Here is a 15,944-nt window from a genome sequence, read left to right as displayed (position 1 = left end):
AGCAGCAGCCCAGGCATTTTCGCGCCTGGGCTGCTGTCGTATTCGCTAAATGAGATTACGCTTCGATGTTCTGGCTTACGCTGACAGGGACAGAGGCGCGTTTGCGCTGCTTGACGGCAGACAGTCTCGCCAGAAAATAGACGATCAAAAACAACACCATCAAAAGCGCCGACAAACGGTACATCATCGCGTAGCTGGTTTGTGCAGCGATGGTGCCGAGCAGGATGGAGCCGACAGCGATTCCGCAGTCGATGGAGTTTAAAAAGAAGCCATTGGCCATGCCGCGTTGCTCCGGCTTCACTTCTTTTACCATCCAGGCTTGGGTAGACGGCTGGATGCATCCATAGCCCGCACCGTACAAGAGAGCGGAGATAATGAGGATCACATCGTTCTTTACATAGGATAGACCGATCAAGCCGAGAATAATGAAGATAGCTCCCGGAGGAAAGACGGCGATATGCCCCTTTTTATCGAAAAGCTTGCCAGAAATGGGGCGAACGAGGACGATCGCGACCGCGTTGCAGAGGAAAAACCAGCTGATGTGCTCGATATTTGCTTCTCTGCCATAAAGGGCGAGAAAGCTCACCAACCCTCCGTATGTGACGGACATGCAAAAATTGAGGAAAGCGGGCAGCAGAATTTTTTTGTCGTAAAACCGTTTCAGTCCCTTTTCCTGCGCATGTACGCCCGGGGTAGGCTGTCTGTAAGCGCGAATAATGGAAACGATCGGGAAAATCAACACGATAGCTGCCACGCCAACGGACAGCATGGACCCAAAACCAAACGCGGACAGAACGCCAAGCCCGATCATCGGACCCAAAGCTTGCGCAAGGCTTTGCGACAGACCGTAGTAGCCCATCCCTTCTCCCAGACGTTTGGAAGGGATCGCATTCGTCACGACCGTTGGGAGAGTAGTACTGCTGATCCCGAATCCGAAACCAAACAGGGCGCGCATGATGAGCAGAAGAGTCATGGAGCTGGTCCAATAATACCCGGCCGTAGTAAGACCGACTACACACAAGCCAACGATCAGAATCCTTTTACTGCTTTTACTCTTCAACCACTCGCCGGTAAATACCCTGGCGACGACCGCCCCTAAAGCAAAAAAGCTGGCAGTCAAACCTGCCGTGAAGTCATTAGCTAAGTAAGTTTCCTTTGCGTAAGTAGGAAAGGTAGGTAATTGCATTTGAATGATCAGAAATAAGAAAAAGTTACTCAGTGTGATCAGGATAAAATCCTTTGACCACAGCTTCTCTCGCTGTTCTCCCACAGATGACACTCCTATTCTTTTGTATGTCTGTTTACGTTCTCGGCAATCCGGATCAAGGTTTGTCTTAGTACCTGCAGCTCCTCTTCGCTCATCCCGTCGACGACCTCCGAGATCGCTTTTGCTTCAGCAGGTGTCGCCAGCTCAATCCATTCCCGTCCCTTGTCAGAGAGCATGAGCAAATAAGCACGCCGATCCGTCTCGCTGAGCTTTTTCTCGATGAAGCCTTTTTTCGCCAAAGCGTCAAGAATTCGCGTAATGGTAGGCTGGTCCTTGGTGGTGCGGATTGCCAGCTCCTTTTGATTGATACCCTCTTGCTTGCTCAAGCAAAAAAGAACAGAAAACTGCTCCGGCGTCAGATCAAATTCCCGCAGATGGGTGGTGACATGCATGACGATTTTCCGATACGTCTTGCCCATCAGAAAACCGATGGATTCATCCTGCCAGTAGTCGTTCAAGGGCGGACCCTTCTTTCATCAAAATACTTGCTGTGACAATTATATGCTAAACAAGTAAATTTGCAAAGAAAAAGTACCGCCAAAACTATTGGCGGTATCTTCCTTTTCGTTTGGAGCTCGCGTAGGCGAAATAGCCCATCACAGCGATTACCCCGACTATGGCAGCGATGACAAACAGGTTGTGGGAAAGCCATTCGTAAAGCGGAGGTCCGTTCAGCATACCCTTCTCCTCCTAGGAATAGGTTGGATATCGGTGCTCGTCGTGACTGTATTGTTCGGATTGACTTTTTTCGGTTGTCGATGAAGAGGACGTGCTGGAAGCGGAGGCTGATGTAGCCTTGGATTCCTGGTCCTCTGAGCGAAATGATACGAATTCACGCGCTGCTTTTTCCAGGATCTCATCCTCAGGCGACAGGCGAGGGCCGTTGGAACCAGCATGATTCTGTTTCGTGGAAGGAGCGGTGCTCGCTTTGCTGTTCTCTGTGCTGCTGGCCTGCGTCTCTACATTCTTGCGGGCGTTCAAGGTGCGGGCTACCTGACCCATCACCATTTGAAAGCCTTTGCCTTTTGCTTGGGCGATCATGTCCTGCATTCCCCGCATTCCTTTATCCGAGCGAGTGCTAATGCCCATGGCGCGGTACATCATGCAATGCCTGGTGACACCCTCCGCCACTTTCATTGCAGAAAAAGCCATGAGAAGCCAGGGGGCATTGTAGGGACGTCGGCTCATTTTGCCGATGCCGTAAGCCAGTCCCAAAAGTCCTCCGGTAATTCGGATGATGGCGTCTGTTGTTCCGATGTTCTTATGCATCGCAATCTGCCTCCTATGCGAATCCTGTTTTCTAGGGCTAGTTTTTGTTGTTCGGAAGGGATACACCCCCGGAAATTGTTGCTAGGAGGCGAGCAGGACTCCTGTCTTTTAGCGGCGAAGGAGTAAGAGATAGGAATGAATGAGCATTCAGTTGGCCCGGAAAAAGACGAGGAGGAGAGAGAAAATGCGAGTAAGACCGTTATCTGCAGAAGCCCATTTGCAGCTGATCCGCGTGAGCAGAAGGCTTTCGCCTGCCACGATATGGATTCGTGGTGCGCAAGTCTTGAATGTCTATACAAAATCGTGGCAAAACGTCCATGTGGTCACTTCCGGTGAGCGAATCGCTTATGTAGGGGAGAAAGAGCCGCTGGTCGATGAGCATACGCAAATGGTGGATGCAAGCGGGCAATACCTGGTGCCGGGATACTTCGAGCCGCACGCCCACCCATTTCAATGGTACAACCCGTATACGCTCGCTGATTTTGCGCTGCAAAGAGGCACGACTACACTGGTTTCCGATACGCTGATGCTGATGAACCTGCCCTATAGCCAGGTGTCATCGATCATGGAATCGCTCTCTGCTCATCCGGTCAAGCAATACTATTGGGCAAGACTTGACCCGCAGACGGGAAAAGAACATCCCCAGTTTACACGGGAAGGCCTGACGCGTATGCTGGAGCACCCGCTGGTCGTGCAAGGCGGAGAGTTGACAGACTGGCAAGGGGTTCTGGGCGAGGACGGGAAAATCTTGTTTGGGCTCAAGCACGCGCGCGACTTGGGCAAACGAATGGAGGGCCATCACCCGGGTGCCTCGGTGGAGACGCTGAATACAGCGGGAGCAGCAGGCATTACCGCTTGTCACGAGGGGATCACGGCACAAGACCTTTTGTCTCGCCTGCAGCTCGGGATGTATGCAACGCTGCGGCACTCCTCGATTCGCCCGGACTTGCCTGATCTGGTCAAAGGCTGGCTCGAGCTGGGACTTCCGTGGTCCTCGCGAATGATGCTGACTTCAGACGGCAGTACGCCTCCGATGCATCGAAATGGATTGATGGACGGAACGATACGGGTGGCGATCGAAGCGGGCATGCCAGCGGAAGAAGCGTACGTCATGGCAACGCTGAATCCGGCCGTTTACTACGGACTCGATGCTGAAATTGGCGGTATTGCACCGGGAAGAATCGCCGATATGCTGCTTTTATCGGATAAACATGATCCGACACCTGTCACCGTCTTTGCCAATGGGGTACGAGCCGCAGAAGGCGGCGAGATTCTCGTGCCGACTGTCGAGCAAAGGTGGCAAGACTGCTCGTTCCCGGCATTTGACCCTTTAGAGAAGCAGACTCGCGCAGAGTGGTTCCGGCTGCAGCCGACAGAGGGCAAAGCGCCTGTGATCCACATGCTCAATGCTGTCATCACGCGTTTGGAAATGGAAGAGCTGCCCACAGACGAGCACGGAGATGTTTCCATCCAGGATGATCCGGATCTTGCCTTTCTCGTGCTGATTGACCCTGTCGGACAAAAGCGGAGCGCTGCGGTGCTGCGGGGGTACGGACGGGATCTAGAGGGACTGGCGAGCAGCTATACGGCATCAGGCGAATGGATCGTCATCGGACGCGATCCGAATGCCATGGCGGCCGCACTAAAGCGAGTCCGGGAAATGGGCGGGGGGATTGTGCTTATAGATCAAGGTGCAATGGTCTGCGAATGCCCGCTGCCTTTGGCAGGGAAGTTTTCAGACGCCCCTATGCCAGAGGTTATAGATATGGCAGTGGCGTTAACAGAGCTGCTGCAGGAAAAAGGATATAGGCATTTCGACCCGATCTACTCTCTCTTATTTTTCACTGCGACCCACCTGCCTTACGCGCGTTTGACAGCAGACGGCATAGTCGATGTCAAAAGCAGTCGAATCGTGATTCCATCACTTCCACTCCTTTGAGTGGAAGTTTTTTATTCGTAAGTTAATGCTTTGCCACGTCAAAGTAATGATATATCATTTTAAGTTCAATCCGATTCCAAAATCGATGAGTATGTATTGGCTAACCATGTATCTTAAAATTATATTTTTTCTCTTGTAAATTTTTCGATTTATTTTACAATAAAGAAGAACCAGGCCATATCTATCTTTATACCTATTAGAAGAAGTGCTTAGAAAGTCGCAACCTGGTAAAGGAAAGAGCTGGGCTGGGAAAAACCAAAAATAAAGAAATATTAAAGGGGGATTCAATTCCGCATGAAAAAGCGCTCTCACATCAGCATTCTATCTGCGGTATTGGTAGCAAGCGTTGCGTTGACAGGTTGCGCGGGTGGTAACAGTTCAGCAGGAGGAAACAATGCAAGCGGCGGAAGCAGCACACCGCCGGCACAGACACAGCCAAGCACTTCCGGAAGTAGTGGCGGTACAGCTGCTCCTGCAAATGGTGGAGTCATCAAAATTGCAACGCAAACCCCTCTCTCCGGGAACCAGTCTTCCCTGGGAGACGCAATCAAGACGGGTGCAGAGTACGCTCTGAACAAGCGGAAGGAAGAATTCAAGGCATTGGGCTTTGACATCCAGCTTTTCCCTCAGGATGACCAGGCTGACCCGAAAATCGGGGTATCGAATGCGGAAATGCTCATTTCCGATCCTGATGTGTACGGTGTAGTTGGGCACTTGAACTCCGGTGTTGCCATTCCTTCGTCCGTGAAGTACGAAGAAGGCAAGCTGGTCATGGTGTCTCCCGCGAATACCGCGGTCAAGCTGACGGAAGAAGGAAAGAAAACCGTACACCGCATTTGTGCGCGTGACGACGCACAAGGACCAAAAGCTGCGATGTACGCGAAAAACACGTTGGGCGTAAAAACAGCATTCATCATCCATGACAAGACAGCTTACGGCCAAGGTCTGGGCGATCAAGTGAAAATGCAATTTGAAAAAGATGGCGTGCAGCTGCTCGGCTACGAAGGAATCACACAAGGCGAGAAAGATTACAGTGCGGTACTGAACCAAGTAACGGCGAAAAATCCAGATATCATCTTTTTTGGCGGTTTGTATCCAGAGGGTGGTATCTTAGTAAAACAAGCCCGTGAAAAAGGCTACAAGGGATATTTTATGGGTGGCGATGGCTTGGACTCTTCTGATATGATTAAAATCGCTGGTCCTGCCGTTGAAGGTGTAGTATTCACGTCTGTTGCCGGTGACGTGACGCAAACCGAAGAGGGCAAGAAGTGGGCAGACGAGTACAAAAAAACCACGAACAAACCTCTCGAAACCTATTCCGTTTACGGCTATGACTCCATGAACGTCATCCTGAACGGTGTGCTGGAAGCAATCAAAGCGAATGGCGGCAATAAGCCTACTCGTGAGCAAGTCCTCGATTCCGTGCACAAAACAAAAGATTTCCAAGGTCAATTTACAAAAGTTACCTTTGACGACAAAGGTGATAACACCAACGCTGACGTATTTATTTATAAGTATGACAAAGACAAATCCAACTTTGTAGGTAAGGCACAGTAAGCATCTGACATCGTAGACCTTCAGCCTCATCCAAATAAGGGGCGACACATGATGTGTGCCCCTTATTTTACTGAAAAGGATGGGCTTTGTGGGAGAACTACCTGATTCAGAGAGAGTTGCCATCCTCTGACAGCGGGTCGCACCGTTTGGGCAGACCTTGACAAAATTTTATGGGCATTCGTCACTTGCCATATTGAATGCAGAAAATTTCTACAAGTTTACGAAGAAATGAGGGATGGAAAAGCATGCTGCTCAACATTTTGCCTCAGGTGCTGGTTGACGGTTTGACGCTTGGCTTCATGTACGCTGTTGTAGCACTTGGTTACACCATGGTTTACGGTATTTTGGAATTTATCAACTTTGCTCATGGGGAAATTTTCATGGTGGGTGCTTTCGTGGGGACAGAGGTATTGCTGATCACGGACGCACTGGGAGCACTTGAAGGCATGAATCCGTTTGTTGCTCTATTTATTACCTTAGTGATTGCTACGGCTGTTACAGGTGCGCTGGGTGTTCTGATTGAGAGAGTAGCATACCGGCCGCTTCGGGGAGCGCCTCGTCTGGTTCCGTTGATCTCTGCCATTGGCGTATCGTTTTTGCTGCAGGACCTGGTTCGTTTTACAGAAGCGTTGGCTCGTAATGAGTTTTATCTGAACACTCCTACTCTTTTCACTACTCCGATCTCTTTAGGTGGCATCGCCACGATACCGGCAAAAGGCTTGGTTGTGATTGTAATTGCGATTGTAATGATGGTGGCATTGACTCTGTTTGTGAACAAAACAAAGTGGGGAATCGCCATGCGTGCCGTTGCGCAGGATAGAAGCACGGCTTCGCTGATGACTATAAATGTAGACAAGGTTATCATGCTGACATTCCTGATCGGTTCGGGTCTTGGGGGAGCAACCGGTGTGCTGTTTGCCCAAAACTACGGTACGATCGACCCGTATATCGGCTTCATTCTTGGTTTGAAGGCATTTACTGCAGCGGTCTTGGGTGGTATCGGTAATCTTCGCGGTGCCATGGTAGGGGGAGTGCTGCTCGGCTTGCTGGAGTCTCTCTCGGGAGCGTACATGGGACCATTGACCAACGGGGCTTTCGGTGCCGAGTACAAAGACGTGTTTGCATTCAGTATTCTAATCCTCGTGCTTCTCTTCAAGCCGGAAGGGCTGTTTGGTGAAGCTGTGAAAGAGAAAGTGTAGGTGATCAGGATGGCAAACATGAAATGGAAATCGTTTAAAGGCATACCACTTTTCGTCACGCTGATTTGGATCGCGGCATTTGCAGCATCCCTGCACTTCCTGGATAAGTCTGTTATCGCATTCCTGGGGATTCTCTCCTCGATCGTTCTGATTTATTACACGAATGCATCCAAAGCAATCAAAATGGTGATCGGTGCCTTGGTGCTGCTGATCGTCATTCCGCTGGTCGCGGGGGACAACCGCTACTACATGGAGGTAGCTTCGCAGGTAGGGATCTACGTGGCGATGGCGCTCGGTCTGAACATCGTAGTAGGCTTTGCTGGTTTGCTTGACCTGGGCTATGTGGCGTTCTTTGCCGCAGGTGCCTATGCTTACGCGATCTTCTCTACGTCGCAAGCCAATGAGTTCATTGCAGGCAACCTGTTCCCGCTGTCAGGGGAGTGGTTCTGGCCGTTCCTGATTGTCGGCTTGATTGTCGCAGCTGTATTTGGGGTATTGCTCGGTTTGCCCGTACTCCGTGTAAAAGGCGACTATCTGGCTATTGTTACACTGGGCTTCGGAGAGATTATTCGGATTATTTTCAATAACCTGGACAAACCGATCAACATCACGAATGGTCCTCAAGGGATCACGCCCATTCCGTCACCGGAGCTGTTCGGCTTCAAGATGGGCACACCGTTCTACTTTTACTTTATCGTTTTGTTCGTCATTGCCTTTATCGTACTGGCTAATATCCGCTTTGAGCATTCCCGTCTGGGGCGTGCATGGATTGCCGTTCGCGAAGACGAGCTGGCAGCCCAATCGATGGGGATTTCTCTTTTGAATACGAAGCTCGCTGCCTTTGCGACAGGGGCATCCTTTGCTGGTGTCGTCGGTGTCATCTTCGCAGCGAAGCAAACCTTTATCGACCCTACATCCTTTACGCTGATGGAGTCGATCGGGATTCTCGTGATGGTCATTCTGGGTGGCAGCGGCAGCATCCCGGGTGTTGTACTGGGGGCAGCTTTCGTAACCATCTTGCAGGTACAGCTCTTGAAGGAATTCTCCAACTTCCTGCATTCGCTGCAGCAGGCAGGCATCATTAATTTGCCGAACCAGTTGGACCCATCCAAGTTCCAGCGTCTCGTCTTTGGGATCATGTTGATTCTCGTGGCCTTGTATCGTCCGAACGGTCTGATCCCGGCGAAACGGAAGAAAAACGATCTGGATGCAATCAAAGCGAGCAAGTTTGGCCAAGTGAAGCTAGGGATTCTCAGCAAGATCTCCCAAATTTCTTCGGGCAAACAGTCGTAGGGACAAGGAGGGAATAACATGGCATTGTTAGAAGCGAAAAACTTGACGAAGCGCTTTGGGGGTCTGGTTGCCAACCAGGACGTTTCGATTTCGATTGATACAGGTAGCATTACGGCTGTTATCGGCCCGAACGGTGCTGGCAAAACGACCTTTTTTAACATGATCACAGGCTTTTACGAGCCGGATGAAGGCGAAATCCTGCTGAACGGAAAAAGCATCAAGGGACTTCGCCCAGACCAAATCGCAAGCCGCGGTATTACGAGGACGTTTCAAAACATTCGTCTGTTCAAGGAAATGACGGCACTGGAAAACGTCATGGTGGGCGTGCACAGCCGGTTGTCCGCTGGGCTGCTTGGAATCCTGTTCAATACGAAGCGTGTGCGGGAAGAGGAAGAAAAAGCTCGCGTAGAAGCGTATCAGCTGATGGAGTACGTTGGAATCGCGCATGTTGCCAACGAGGCAGCAGGCAGCCTGCCATACGGTCTTCAACGGCGTCTGGAGATTGCCCGCGCGATGGCAACCAACCCGAGCATCATTTTGCTGGATGAGCCGGCAGCCGGGATGAACCCCCGTGAGACGGTAGAGATGACTGAATTTATCCGCCGTCTGAAACGTGAGCTGGATCTGACCATCATCCTGATCGAGCATGACATGAAGCTAGTCATGGGACTCAGCGAATACATTCACGTATTGGATTACGGGCGCAAAATCGCAGAGGGAACACCGGAGCAAATCCGCAACAACCCGAACGTGATCGAGGCGTATCTCGGAAAAAGCGCGTCGGAAGTGTCGTAGGAGGAGGAAACGAATATGGCATTGTTGGAATTGCATAACATTCACACCTATTACGGCGGCATCCACGCGTTGAAAGGCTTGACCATTTCAGTTGAACAGGGTGAAGTCGTGACGTTGATTGGTTCGAACGGTGCGGGGAAATCGACCACACTGAAGACGATCTGCGGCCAGACGCGTGCCCGCGAAGGCAAAATCATTTTTGATGGCAAGGATATTACGGCACAGCGTACCCACGATGTTGCTCTGATGGGAATCGCACATGTGCCGGAAGGACGTCGTATTTTTCCCAAGCTGACTGTACGGGAAAACCTGGAGATGGGGGCATTCTCCGTCACAGACAAAAAAGTGATCGACGAAGGAGTGGAACGCGCTTTTGCGTACTTCCCTCGTCTGAAAGAGCGGATCAATCAAAAGGGCGGAACGATGTCCGGCGGGGAGCAGCAAATGCTGGCGATCGCTCGCGGTTTGATGATGAAGCCAAAAATCTTGATGCTGGATGAGCCGTCGATGGGATTGGCACCCATTCTGGTTGAGCAGATTTTTGACATCGTGACCGAGCTGAACAAAGAGGGCATGACGATCCTCCTGGTAGAACAAAACGCGAATCAGGCCTTGTCGGTAGCCCACCGCGGCTATGTCATCCAGACAGGTGAGATCATTTTGAAGGACGACGCGCAGACCTTGCTGGCAAATCCGCAGGTTCGCGAGGCGTACTTGGCGTAACGAGAGATGAAAACAGGGAAAGCCTCGTGTTCCGAGAGTGGACACGAGGCTTTTTTGCGGATAAGGGCACTCAGCTGTTTCCGGCAGGCTCTGCAATGGGCGAGGACGTCTCGGCTTGCTCACTGGCCTGTCTGTTCCATTCCTTTACCACCAGAAAGAAGATACCAAGCAGAATGACGCTGATCAAAATCAGGTAATGGCCGAGCTCCGGGATAAAGTAGCGGATGTCGCCGCCTTTATAGCCGAACCCGCGTAAAATCTGAAAATGAAGGGACAGCGGAATCGCTTTGTTTACCCATTGAAGCAGTTCAGGAAGCAAGGCGACGGGCACCTGACCACCGCTGAGCAGGAAGGATGGCATGATGAGCATCACGATGCGTCCAGCGGCCTTCGCAGGGACAGGAGCTGTCCAGCCGATCAGCATAGCCAAGAGGCAGGTGCATAGGGTGTATAAAAAGAAGGGCAGGAAGATTTGCAGCACATGGGCCTCAAAGCGCAGGCCGCCCAGCTGTTTCAGCACTCCAATGACCAAGTAGCAGGAGATGCAGCCTAACAGCGCGTAAGGAACGACGCGCAAAACAATGCCGATGGGGTGTCTCAGCTCCTCCGCGAGCTTGCCCTGTTCCCGCAAGCGAGGAACAATCGTGATGGTGTTGATGCCGAGCAGAACGAGCAGGACGACATTGACGAACATCATGACAGAGCTCATGACGGTTTGGCTGGTCGGGTTATAGAGAGAGCGCTGCTCCAGAGTGAGTGGAGACGGACCGGTTTTCGTGCCGTTTTCCATCCCGATGACCTCGCTTACTCCCGTTCGTATGCTGCTGGCGCTGGCGGTCAACGTCATATCGAGATACAGGCCGACGTTGATCGGCTTTCCTTGCAGATAGGCAGCTTCCAGTCCCGCGGGAAGATAAAGGACGCCGGAGTACTTTTCGTTGTAGAGGAGCTGGTCTGCCTCGATGTAGTTGTCAAAAACACCGTTAACCTGAAGATATTGAGAGACATCGAGCTTGCTCAGCAGCTGGCGGCTGTATAGGCTGTGATCCTGATCGACGACCGCTAAAGATGCTTCGTTCACAGTACCATTTTGAAAAATGTAACCAAATACCGCGGCAACCACGAGAGGGACAATCAGGATCAGGATGACGAATTTGCCGCGGAGGATGTGTGTCCACTCATCAAGGATGGTTCGCACCCGTATTCACCTCCACGGTCATTCCTGGCAGTAGCGACGGGGAGCGTGGCACATCGACACGAACCAGGAAGGAGCTTACATCCGATTGGCCCTTCTCCCGGCTCATGCGCATGCTGGCGTATTGGGGAGCAGAGGTGATGTAGCGCACTTTTCCACTGATATCCTGATTCAAGGCAACGATACGTCCAACGACTTGGCCGTTGACTTGATAGTGATGGATCTGGGATTCGTCTACGTACAGATTGTAGTAAAGCTGATCGGATTCCACGACGACGACAGGGGCTCCCGCCGCAACGATCTCGCCGACTTTGGGAACGATGCGCGTTACTTTGCCATCAGCAGGAGAGGCAAGGACCATGCGCTGCTTTTGCAGCTCAAGCGTCTCAAGCTGAATCGCGTACGCTTCCTTTTGTGCGACGAGCAGGTCGATGTTGTAGGCGCTGTTTTGCAGATCGAGCCGAGCTTGCGAGGTTTGTGTCATGGAGGTTTTGGCTTTCTCGGTCTGGAGGCGTGCTTGCTGGCGTTCTTGGCTGGTTGCGCCGGACTGCATTTTTTCCAGGAGTGCTTGCTGCTGAGCTACGCTATTTTGCGTCGATTGTAGCTGATTGCTCGCCGTATCGAGAGCAGCCGAAGAGACAGCACCGCTATCGAACAGGGCTTTGGTCCGGTCGTAATTGACAGTCGCTAAATCCAATGCTTGGCGGGCAGCTTCCACAGCGAGCTTCTGCCGTTCGAGATCCTCGGCGCGCGTTCCTTGATTCAATAGGCTCTCGGAAGCTTGAGCGGCTGCAATTCCGATGCGTGCCTGTTCTTCCTGCGTGCTAATCTTGGCATACCCGTTTTGGAGAGCTTCTTTTGCTTGCTTAATCCGTACCTCCTGCTGCTCCATATCTGTACGTACTTTGCGGATTTGCAGGTCGATGTCTGCCGTATCGAGCTTCATGAGGATGTCGCCCTTTTTGACGGGCTGCTCTTCTACGACTGAGATGGACGTGATCTTGCCGCCCACTCCTTGAAAAGCTGCATTCACCGTGTCTGCGGTCAACAGGGTGTTTTTTTCGGTGGATGCCATCGTCACTGTGTCGGTGCCGTTCATGGCCATGAGTGTTCCGCCTGTACCGAGGGCGGCGAGCACGAGGAGGTAAGGGATGATTCGCTTTTTATTCGCCACCGATTTTCCTCTCCTTTGGATCGAATAGATAGAAAAGCAACACCTTGTTCATTAATAAGCATGGAGTGCATTTCCATTATATCCACTGGAAAAAGGAGTTCAATAATCAACATGGGCTTGTTCTGTTCATAAATCAACAGCGGGATACGCAGGTGTTCAGCAAGTATTTGGAAAAAGGAAAAAAGACCGCATTTTCTTTTGGTTAGGAGAAAATGCAGCCTTGTCCGACTGGCGCTTATGGATGATCAGGAGGTTCTTTCGCAGGGTGCGCGATTGTGGAAAAAAGCAGACCAGTCGGGCCATTGAGTGAGAGGGAAGCCATCATGGTGGCCATTTCTCGCGGTGTGTATTTCATGCCAGACTCAAACCAATGCTGGATAACTCCGAGATTGGCCGAAGTGAAATAGGCAATCAAATAATCGATGGGAACGACTTTCGCGGCATCGTGGGTATGGAGGGGGATCAGCTTTTCATAGAAATTCGTTTCCATAAAATCCCGCAGCTTTTTCTGGAAGGTGGGATTCCCTTTTGGGCCAAGGATCGCCTTGAAAAAGGCTTTGTGCTCGATCAAGTACTCAAACACACGTATCAATGGGGGATAGACTTCCTTCCTCGCGAGGTATTGCCTTACCTCTAAAGGATTGGCATGCCTGGTAATTTCGCTGAGACCTTGAAGCGCTTCTTCTTCCGATTTCTCGAGCAAGTCGTATTTATCGACGTAGTTGAGATAGAAGGTCCCTCTATTCAGGCCGGCCCTTGTCGTCAAATCTTTGACTGTAATCGCATCGAAGCCTTTTTCCTCGATCAGCTCAGCGAGTGCTTCTTTTAACATTTTCTTTGTGCGGACGATCCGTGGATCAACGCTCTGTTCAGACATAGAACCTCCCCTTTCCCTGAGCGTGGTGTATGTACCAAACATTATAGGTAACAGCGTGATCATTAATCAACACTAAGTTCATTAAAGGCTTTTCCGACAGCAAAAAGAGGAAGAGCACCGTCTCCCCCTTTACTGAGCTGCTGTTTCTAAGAATGAATTAGCATTCACAAGCTACGATTACCAGCAAAATAAAGAGCACCAAAATCAAGGCGAAATCTCCACCACCGAACAATCCCATGATCTTTCCCCCCTTTTTTCCGGACTGCTCACAGAATATGAACAAGACATCCTGTTTGCTTGGACAAATGAGGAGAGCCAGGAGTGGAAATACGGGAATCAGCGCTGCTTCGCGTAGAGTTTTTGCCGCCTGTAAAGGAGTAACCGCTCTCTTAGCGAATAATGTTTTCCATGCAAAACCTGTGAGCGGAGGATGGAGATGAACGAAAAGGATTATTTGATGCTGAAATATATATATGAAGTGCAAAACCTGACGAAGGCCGCAGAGCTTCTCTACATCACACCTCCGGCCTTGACCTATCGCTTGCAGCAGCTGGAGAAAGAGTTCGGAGTCAGCATCCTTACCAAAAACGGCAGAAGCATCGAGTTTACCCCGGAAGGAAGATACTTGGTTCAGTACGCCAAAAAAGCTTTGATCGATTTGAGAAAGACAAAAGACCACATGCTGAACATGGGCAGTGAAGTGCAGGGGACATTGCGTCTTGGGGTCTCCCGGGTCATTGCGCATTACAAGCTGCCGCCGATCCTGAAGGAGTTTTTGAATCTGTATCCCAAGGTCGAGATCAATGTGAACACGGGGATCAGTGACGAGGTTTATGATTTGCTGCGCAGCAATGAGGTTCAAGTGGGAATCGTCCGGGGCAGCTATACGTGGTCAGAGCAGAAGCATTTGCTGAAGGAAGAGGGCGTCTATATCATCTCCAAAAATCCGCTGCGCATCGAGGACTTGCCTATCATCCCCCGAATCAATTATCGCAACAGTACCGACTTTAACGAAGAAATCAATAATTGGTGGTATGAACGCTTTACGGACCCGCCTCTGATCAACATGCAAGTAGATACGTTTGAAATCTGCAAGGAGATGGTGAAAAACGAGCTGGGCTATGCCATCATTCCGCAAATATTTTTATACGAAGACGATCCGCTGTACAAAGAAGAATTGATCACGCGAAACGGGACAGCGGTTACCATGAAAACGTGGATGCTGTATCGGGAATCATCTACGCATTTGGCGATGGTCGGCAAGTTTGTAAACCACTTAAAATCGCTTGATATCATGGAATACTAGAGAGCTTGGGCCAAAGCAGCGCTTTTTCCGGCGCTGCTTTTTTGCTGTTTTTCCCACGCATGCGAGGTCGAAGCTTAAAATTTTTTGAAGAGTTAAGTAAAAAATATGAAATTTACTTTAAGGAAATGTTATGCAATATTTTTATTAGACAAAATATTGAAAATTAATTCGCGGTGAGAAAAACAAGCATAAGGAGAAAATCGAATGTCGGAGCAAACAAGAGAGAAGCAAAAAGACAGATCCTTAGAATCCTTTCCCTTTTATCGATTTCGCGGCACACATCGGCAGATTGGCCAGCAGTTCGGTGAAGCCTGTTCGGAGCTGATCCAAAAACACCGCGACTATGCCAGGAACCGATTGAACAGCAAATATCACGTGTCTACCAAGCGGCTGCAGGAAGCAGTGCTGCAGTATCGTCCCTTTGTTCAAAAGTATGCGCCAGGCTTTGATGAGGAGGTGCTGGGCATAGCGGAGGGGGCGGGCATTACGCTCGAGGAGGCGTACCTGCTTCAGCTCCGGGCAGAGATCAACCATTACTGCAAGTCAAATACGGAGTGTACGACCTTTGCGATCTTGGCGGAAGCGACCTCTAACGGCGTTCCGCTGATCGGGCAAAACTGCGATCTGCCTGCTTTTTATTCCGAGCTTGGGGTGGTAGTCGAATACGTTCCGGATGAAGGACCTGCCTGCCTGATGCTGACGCCTGCCGGTCAAGTCTCCTATATCGGCATCAATAATTTGGGGATGGGGACCTTCGCCAACTTCCTCACATGCGACGGATGGAAGCCGGGCTTTCCCAGATATATGCTCTCCCGACTGGCTTTGACCAAGCGGAACGTGGAGGAAGCCGTCGATTTGGTCCGCCATGTAGAACGGGCATCCTCTCGCAATCTGATCATGCTGGATAAAAACGGAGGTGCGGCCGATCTGGAAAACACTCCGAATCGGGACGCCATCATCCAGCCGGAAAACGGTCTTCTGGCCCACTCCAACCACTATACGGCGGAGAGCTTGCTCGCAGAGGAGCGGCTGCACGGAGTTGAGCTGGAAAATTCGCGGGTCCGCCTGAATCGAATGCAGGAGCTGCTGAAAGAAAACCACGGGAAGCTGAATGCCCAGCTCATGCAGGAAATTCTGCGGGACCGCGGCAGCTATCCACATTGCTTGTGCCAAATTCAAGGGGATGAAAAAGTGCAGTCGCCCGGCGATAAAGGAGCGGACATCATCACGTTTGCTTCGGTTATTGCTGAACCCTCGGAGGGCAGTCTCTGGGTTGCGATCGGCCCTCCCAATCAATTTGAGTACAAGCGCTACAGCTTTTCCGAGGGGTAGAGGAGTTACGAGAAGCAA

Annotated in this window: 16 protein-coding genes; 8 read left to right on the top strand and 8 right to left on the bottom strand. The window is 50.9% G+C overall.

Going from position 1 to position 15,944, the window contains the following annotated elements:
• Window positions 1–55 precede the first annotated feature (55 nt).
• The 4 genes from EDM59_RS29020 to EDM59_RS29010 form a co-directional block, all read right to left on the bottom strand.
• Window positions 56–1,270 (bottom strand): MFS transporter, encoded by a 1,215-nt coding sequence (locus EDM59_RS29020; protein WP_122926797.1) that lies wholly within the window; start codon window positions 1,268–1,270, stop codon window positions 56–58.
• An 11-nt stretch (window positions 1,271–1,281) separates the two neighbouring features.
• Window positions 1,282–1,725: a MarR family winged helix-turn-helix transcriptional regulator gene (locus tag EDM59_RS29015; RefSeq protein ID WP_122926796.1), complete on the bottom strand. Its 444-nt coding sequence runs from the start codon at window positions 1,723–1,725 to the stop codon at window positions 1,282–1,284.
• Window positions 1,726–1,810: 85 nt separating this feature from the next.
• Window positions 1,811–1,945: an EYxxD motif small membrane protein gene (locus tag EDM59_RS31660; protein ID WP_281274600.1), complete on the bottom strand. Its 135-nt coding sequence runs from the start codon at window positions 1,943–1,945 to the stop codon at window positions 1,811–1,813.
• Between the two features lie 12 nt (window positions 1,946–1,957).
• Window positions 1,958–2,536, bottom strand: a complete 579-nt coding sequence (locus EDM59_RS29010; protein ID WP_122926795.1) for a YgaP family membrane protein — start codon at window positions 2,534–2,536, stop codon at window positions 1,958–1,960.
• A gap of 184 nt (window positions 2,537–2,720) precedes the next feature.
• Between EDM59_RS29010 and EDM59_RS29005 the strand changes: the two genes are divergently transcribed.
• The 6 genes from EDM59_RS29005 to EDM59_RS28980 all read left to right on the top strand — a co-directional run bounded on the left by EDM59_RS29005 (window position 2,721) and on the right by EDM59_RS28980 (window position 10,042).
• A complete protein-coding gene (locus tag EDM59_RS29005) occupies window positions 2,721–4,475 on the top strand; it encodes an adenine deaminase C-terminal domain-containing protein (RefSeq protein ID WP_122926794.1) in 1,755 nt (584 codons plus the stop codon).
• A gap of 294 nt (window positions 4,476–4,769) precedes the next feature.
• Window positions 4,770–6,032, top strand: coding sequence for a branched-chain amino acid ABC transporter substrate-binding protein (locus EDM59_RS29000; protein WP_122926793.1), 1,263 nt, complete (start codon window positions 4,770–4,772; stop codon window positions 6,030–6,032).
• 245 nt (window positions 6,033–6,277) lie between these two features.
• Window positions 6,278–7,231: a branched-chain amino acid ABC transporter permease gene (locus EDM59_RS28995; protein ID WP_122926792.1), complete on the top strand. Its 954-nt coding sequence runs from the start codon at window positions 6,278–6,280 to the stop codon at window positions 7,229–7,231.
• 9 nt (window positions 7,232–7,240) lie between these two features.
• A complete protein-coding gene (locus EDM59_RS28990; protein ID WP_122926856.1) occupies window positions 7,241–8,524 on the top strand; it encodes a branched-chain amino acid ABC transporter permease in 1,284 nt (427 codons plus the stop codon).
• 18 nt (window positions 8,525–8,542) lie between these two features.
• Complete coding sequence (locus EDM59_RS28985) at window positions 8,543–9,319, top strand: ABC transporter ATP-binding protein (RefSeq protein WP_122926791.1); 777 nt, start codon at window positions 8,543–8,545, stop codon at window positions 9,317–9,319.
• A 15-nt stretch (window positions 9,320–9,334) separates the two neighbouring features.
• Window positions 9,335–10,042 carry an ABC transporter ATP-binding protein gene (locus EDM59_RS28980; RefSeq protein WP_092267402.1) on the top strand — a complete coding sequence of 236 codons (708 nt, stop codon included), beginning with the start codon at window positions 9,335–9,337 and terminating at the stop codon, window positions 10,040–10,042.
• A gap of 70 nt (window positions 10,043–10,112) precedes the next feature.
• Here the strand turns inward: EDM59_RS28980 and EDM59_RS28975 are convergent, their stop codons facing one another.
• The 4 genes from EDM59_RS28975 to EDM59_RS28960 form a co-directional block, all read right to left on the bottom strand.
• Window positions 10,113–11,240, bottom strand: a complete 1,128-nt coding sequence (locus EDM59_RS28975) for an ABC transporter permease (RefSeq protein WP_122926790.1) — start codon at window positions 11,238–11,240, stop codon at window positions 10,113–10,115.
• Entirely contained in the window at window positions 11,224–12,411 is a 1,188-nt protein-coding gene (locus tag EDM59_RS28970) for an HlyD family secretion protein (RefSeq protein WP_246011296.1), read from the bottom strand. Before EDM59_RS28970 ends, EDM59_RS28975 begins: the two co-directional genes overlap by 17 nt.
• Before the next feature lie 235 nt (window positions 12,412–12,646).
• Window positions 12,647–13,288 carry a TetR/AcrR family transcriptional regulator gene (locus EDM59_RS28965; protein WP_122926789.1) on the bottom strand — a complete coding sequence of 214 codons (642 nt, stop codon included), beginning with the start codon at window positions 13,286–13,288 and terminating at the stop codon, window positions 12,647–12,649.
• A 157-nt stretch (window positions 13,289–13,445) separates the two neighbouring features.
• Window positions 13,446–13,526: a YjcZ family sporulation protein gene (locus tag EDM59_RS28960; RefSeq protein WP_122926788.1), complete on the bottom strand. Its 81-nt coding sequence runs from the start codon at window positions 13,524–13,526 to the stop codon at window positions 13,446–13,448.
• Between the two features lie 198 nt (window positions 13,527–13,724).
• On the opposite strand from EDM59_RS28960, the gene EDM59_RS28955 reads away from it, so the two are divergent.
• Complete coding sequence (locus tag EDM59_RS28955; protein ID WP_122926787.1) at window positions 13,725–14,594, top strand: LysR family transcriptional regulator; 870 nt, start codon at window positions 13,725–13,727, stop codon at window positions 14,592–14,594.
• A gap of 204 nt (window positions 14,595–14,798) precedes the next feature.
• A complete protein-coding gene (locus tag EDM59_RS28950; protein WP_122926786.1) occupies window positions 14,799–15,926 on the top strand; it encodes a C45 family autoproteolytic acyltransferase/hydrolase in 1,128 nt (375 codons plus the stop codon).
• Window positions 15,927–15,944 lie beyond the last annotated feature (18 nt).

It is taken from the genome of Brevibacillus nitrificans, assembly GCF_003710965.1.
Lineage (GTDB): Bacteria > Bacillota > Bacilli > Brevibacillales > Brevibacillaceae > Brevibacillus > Brevibacillus centrosporus.
This window is presented reverse-complemented; position numbering and strand designations above follow the sequence as displayed.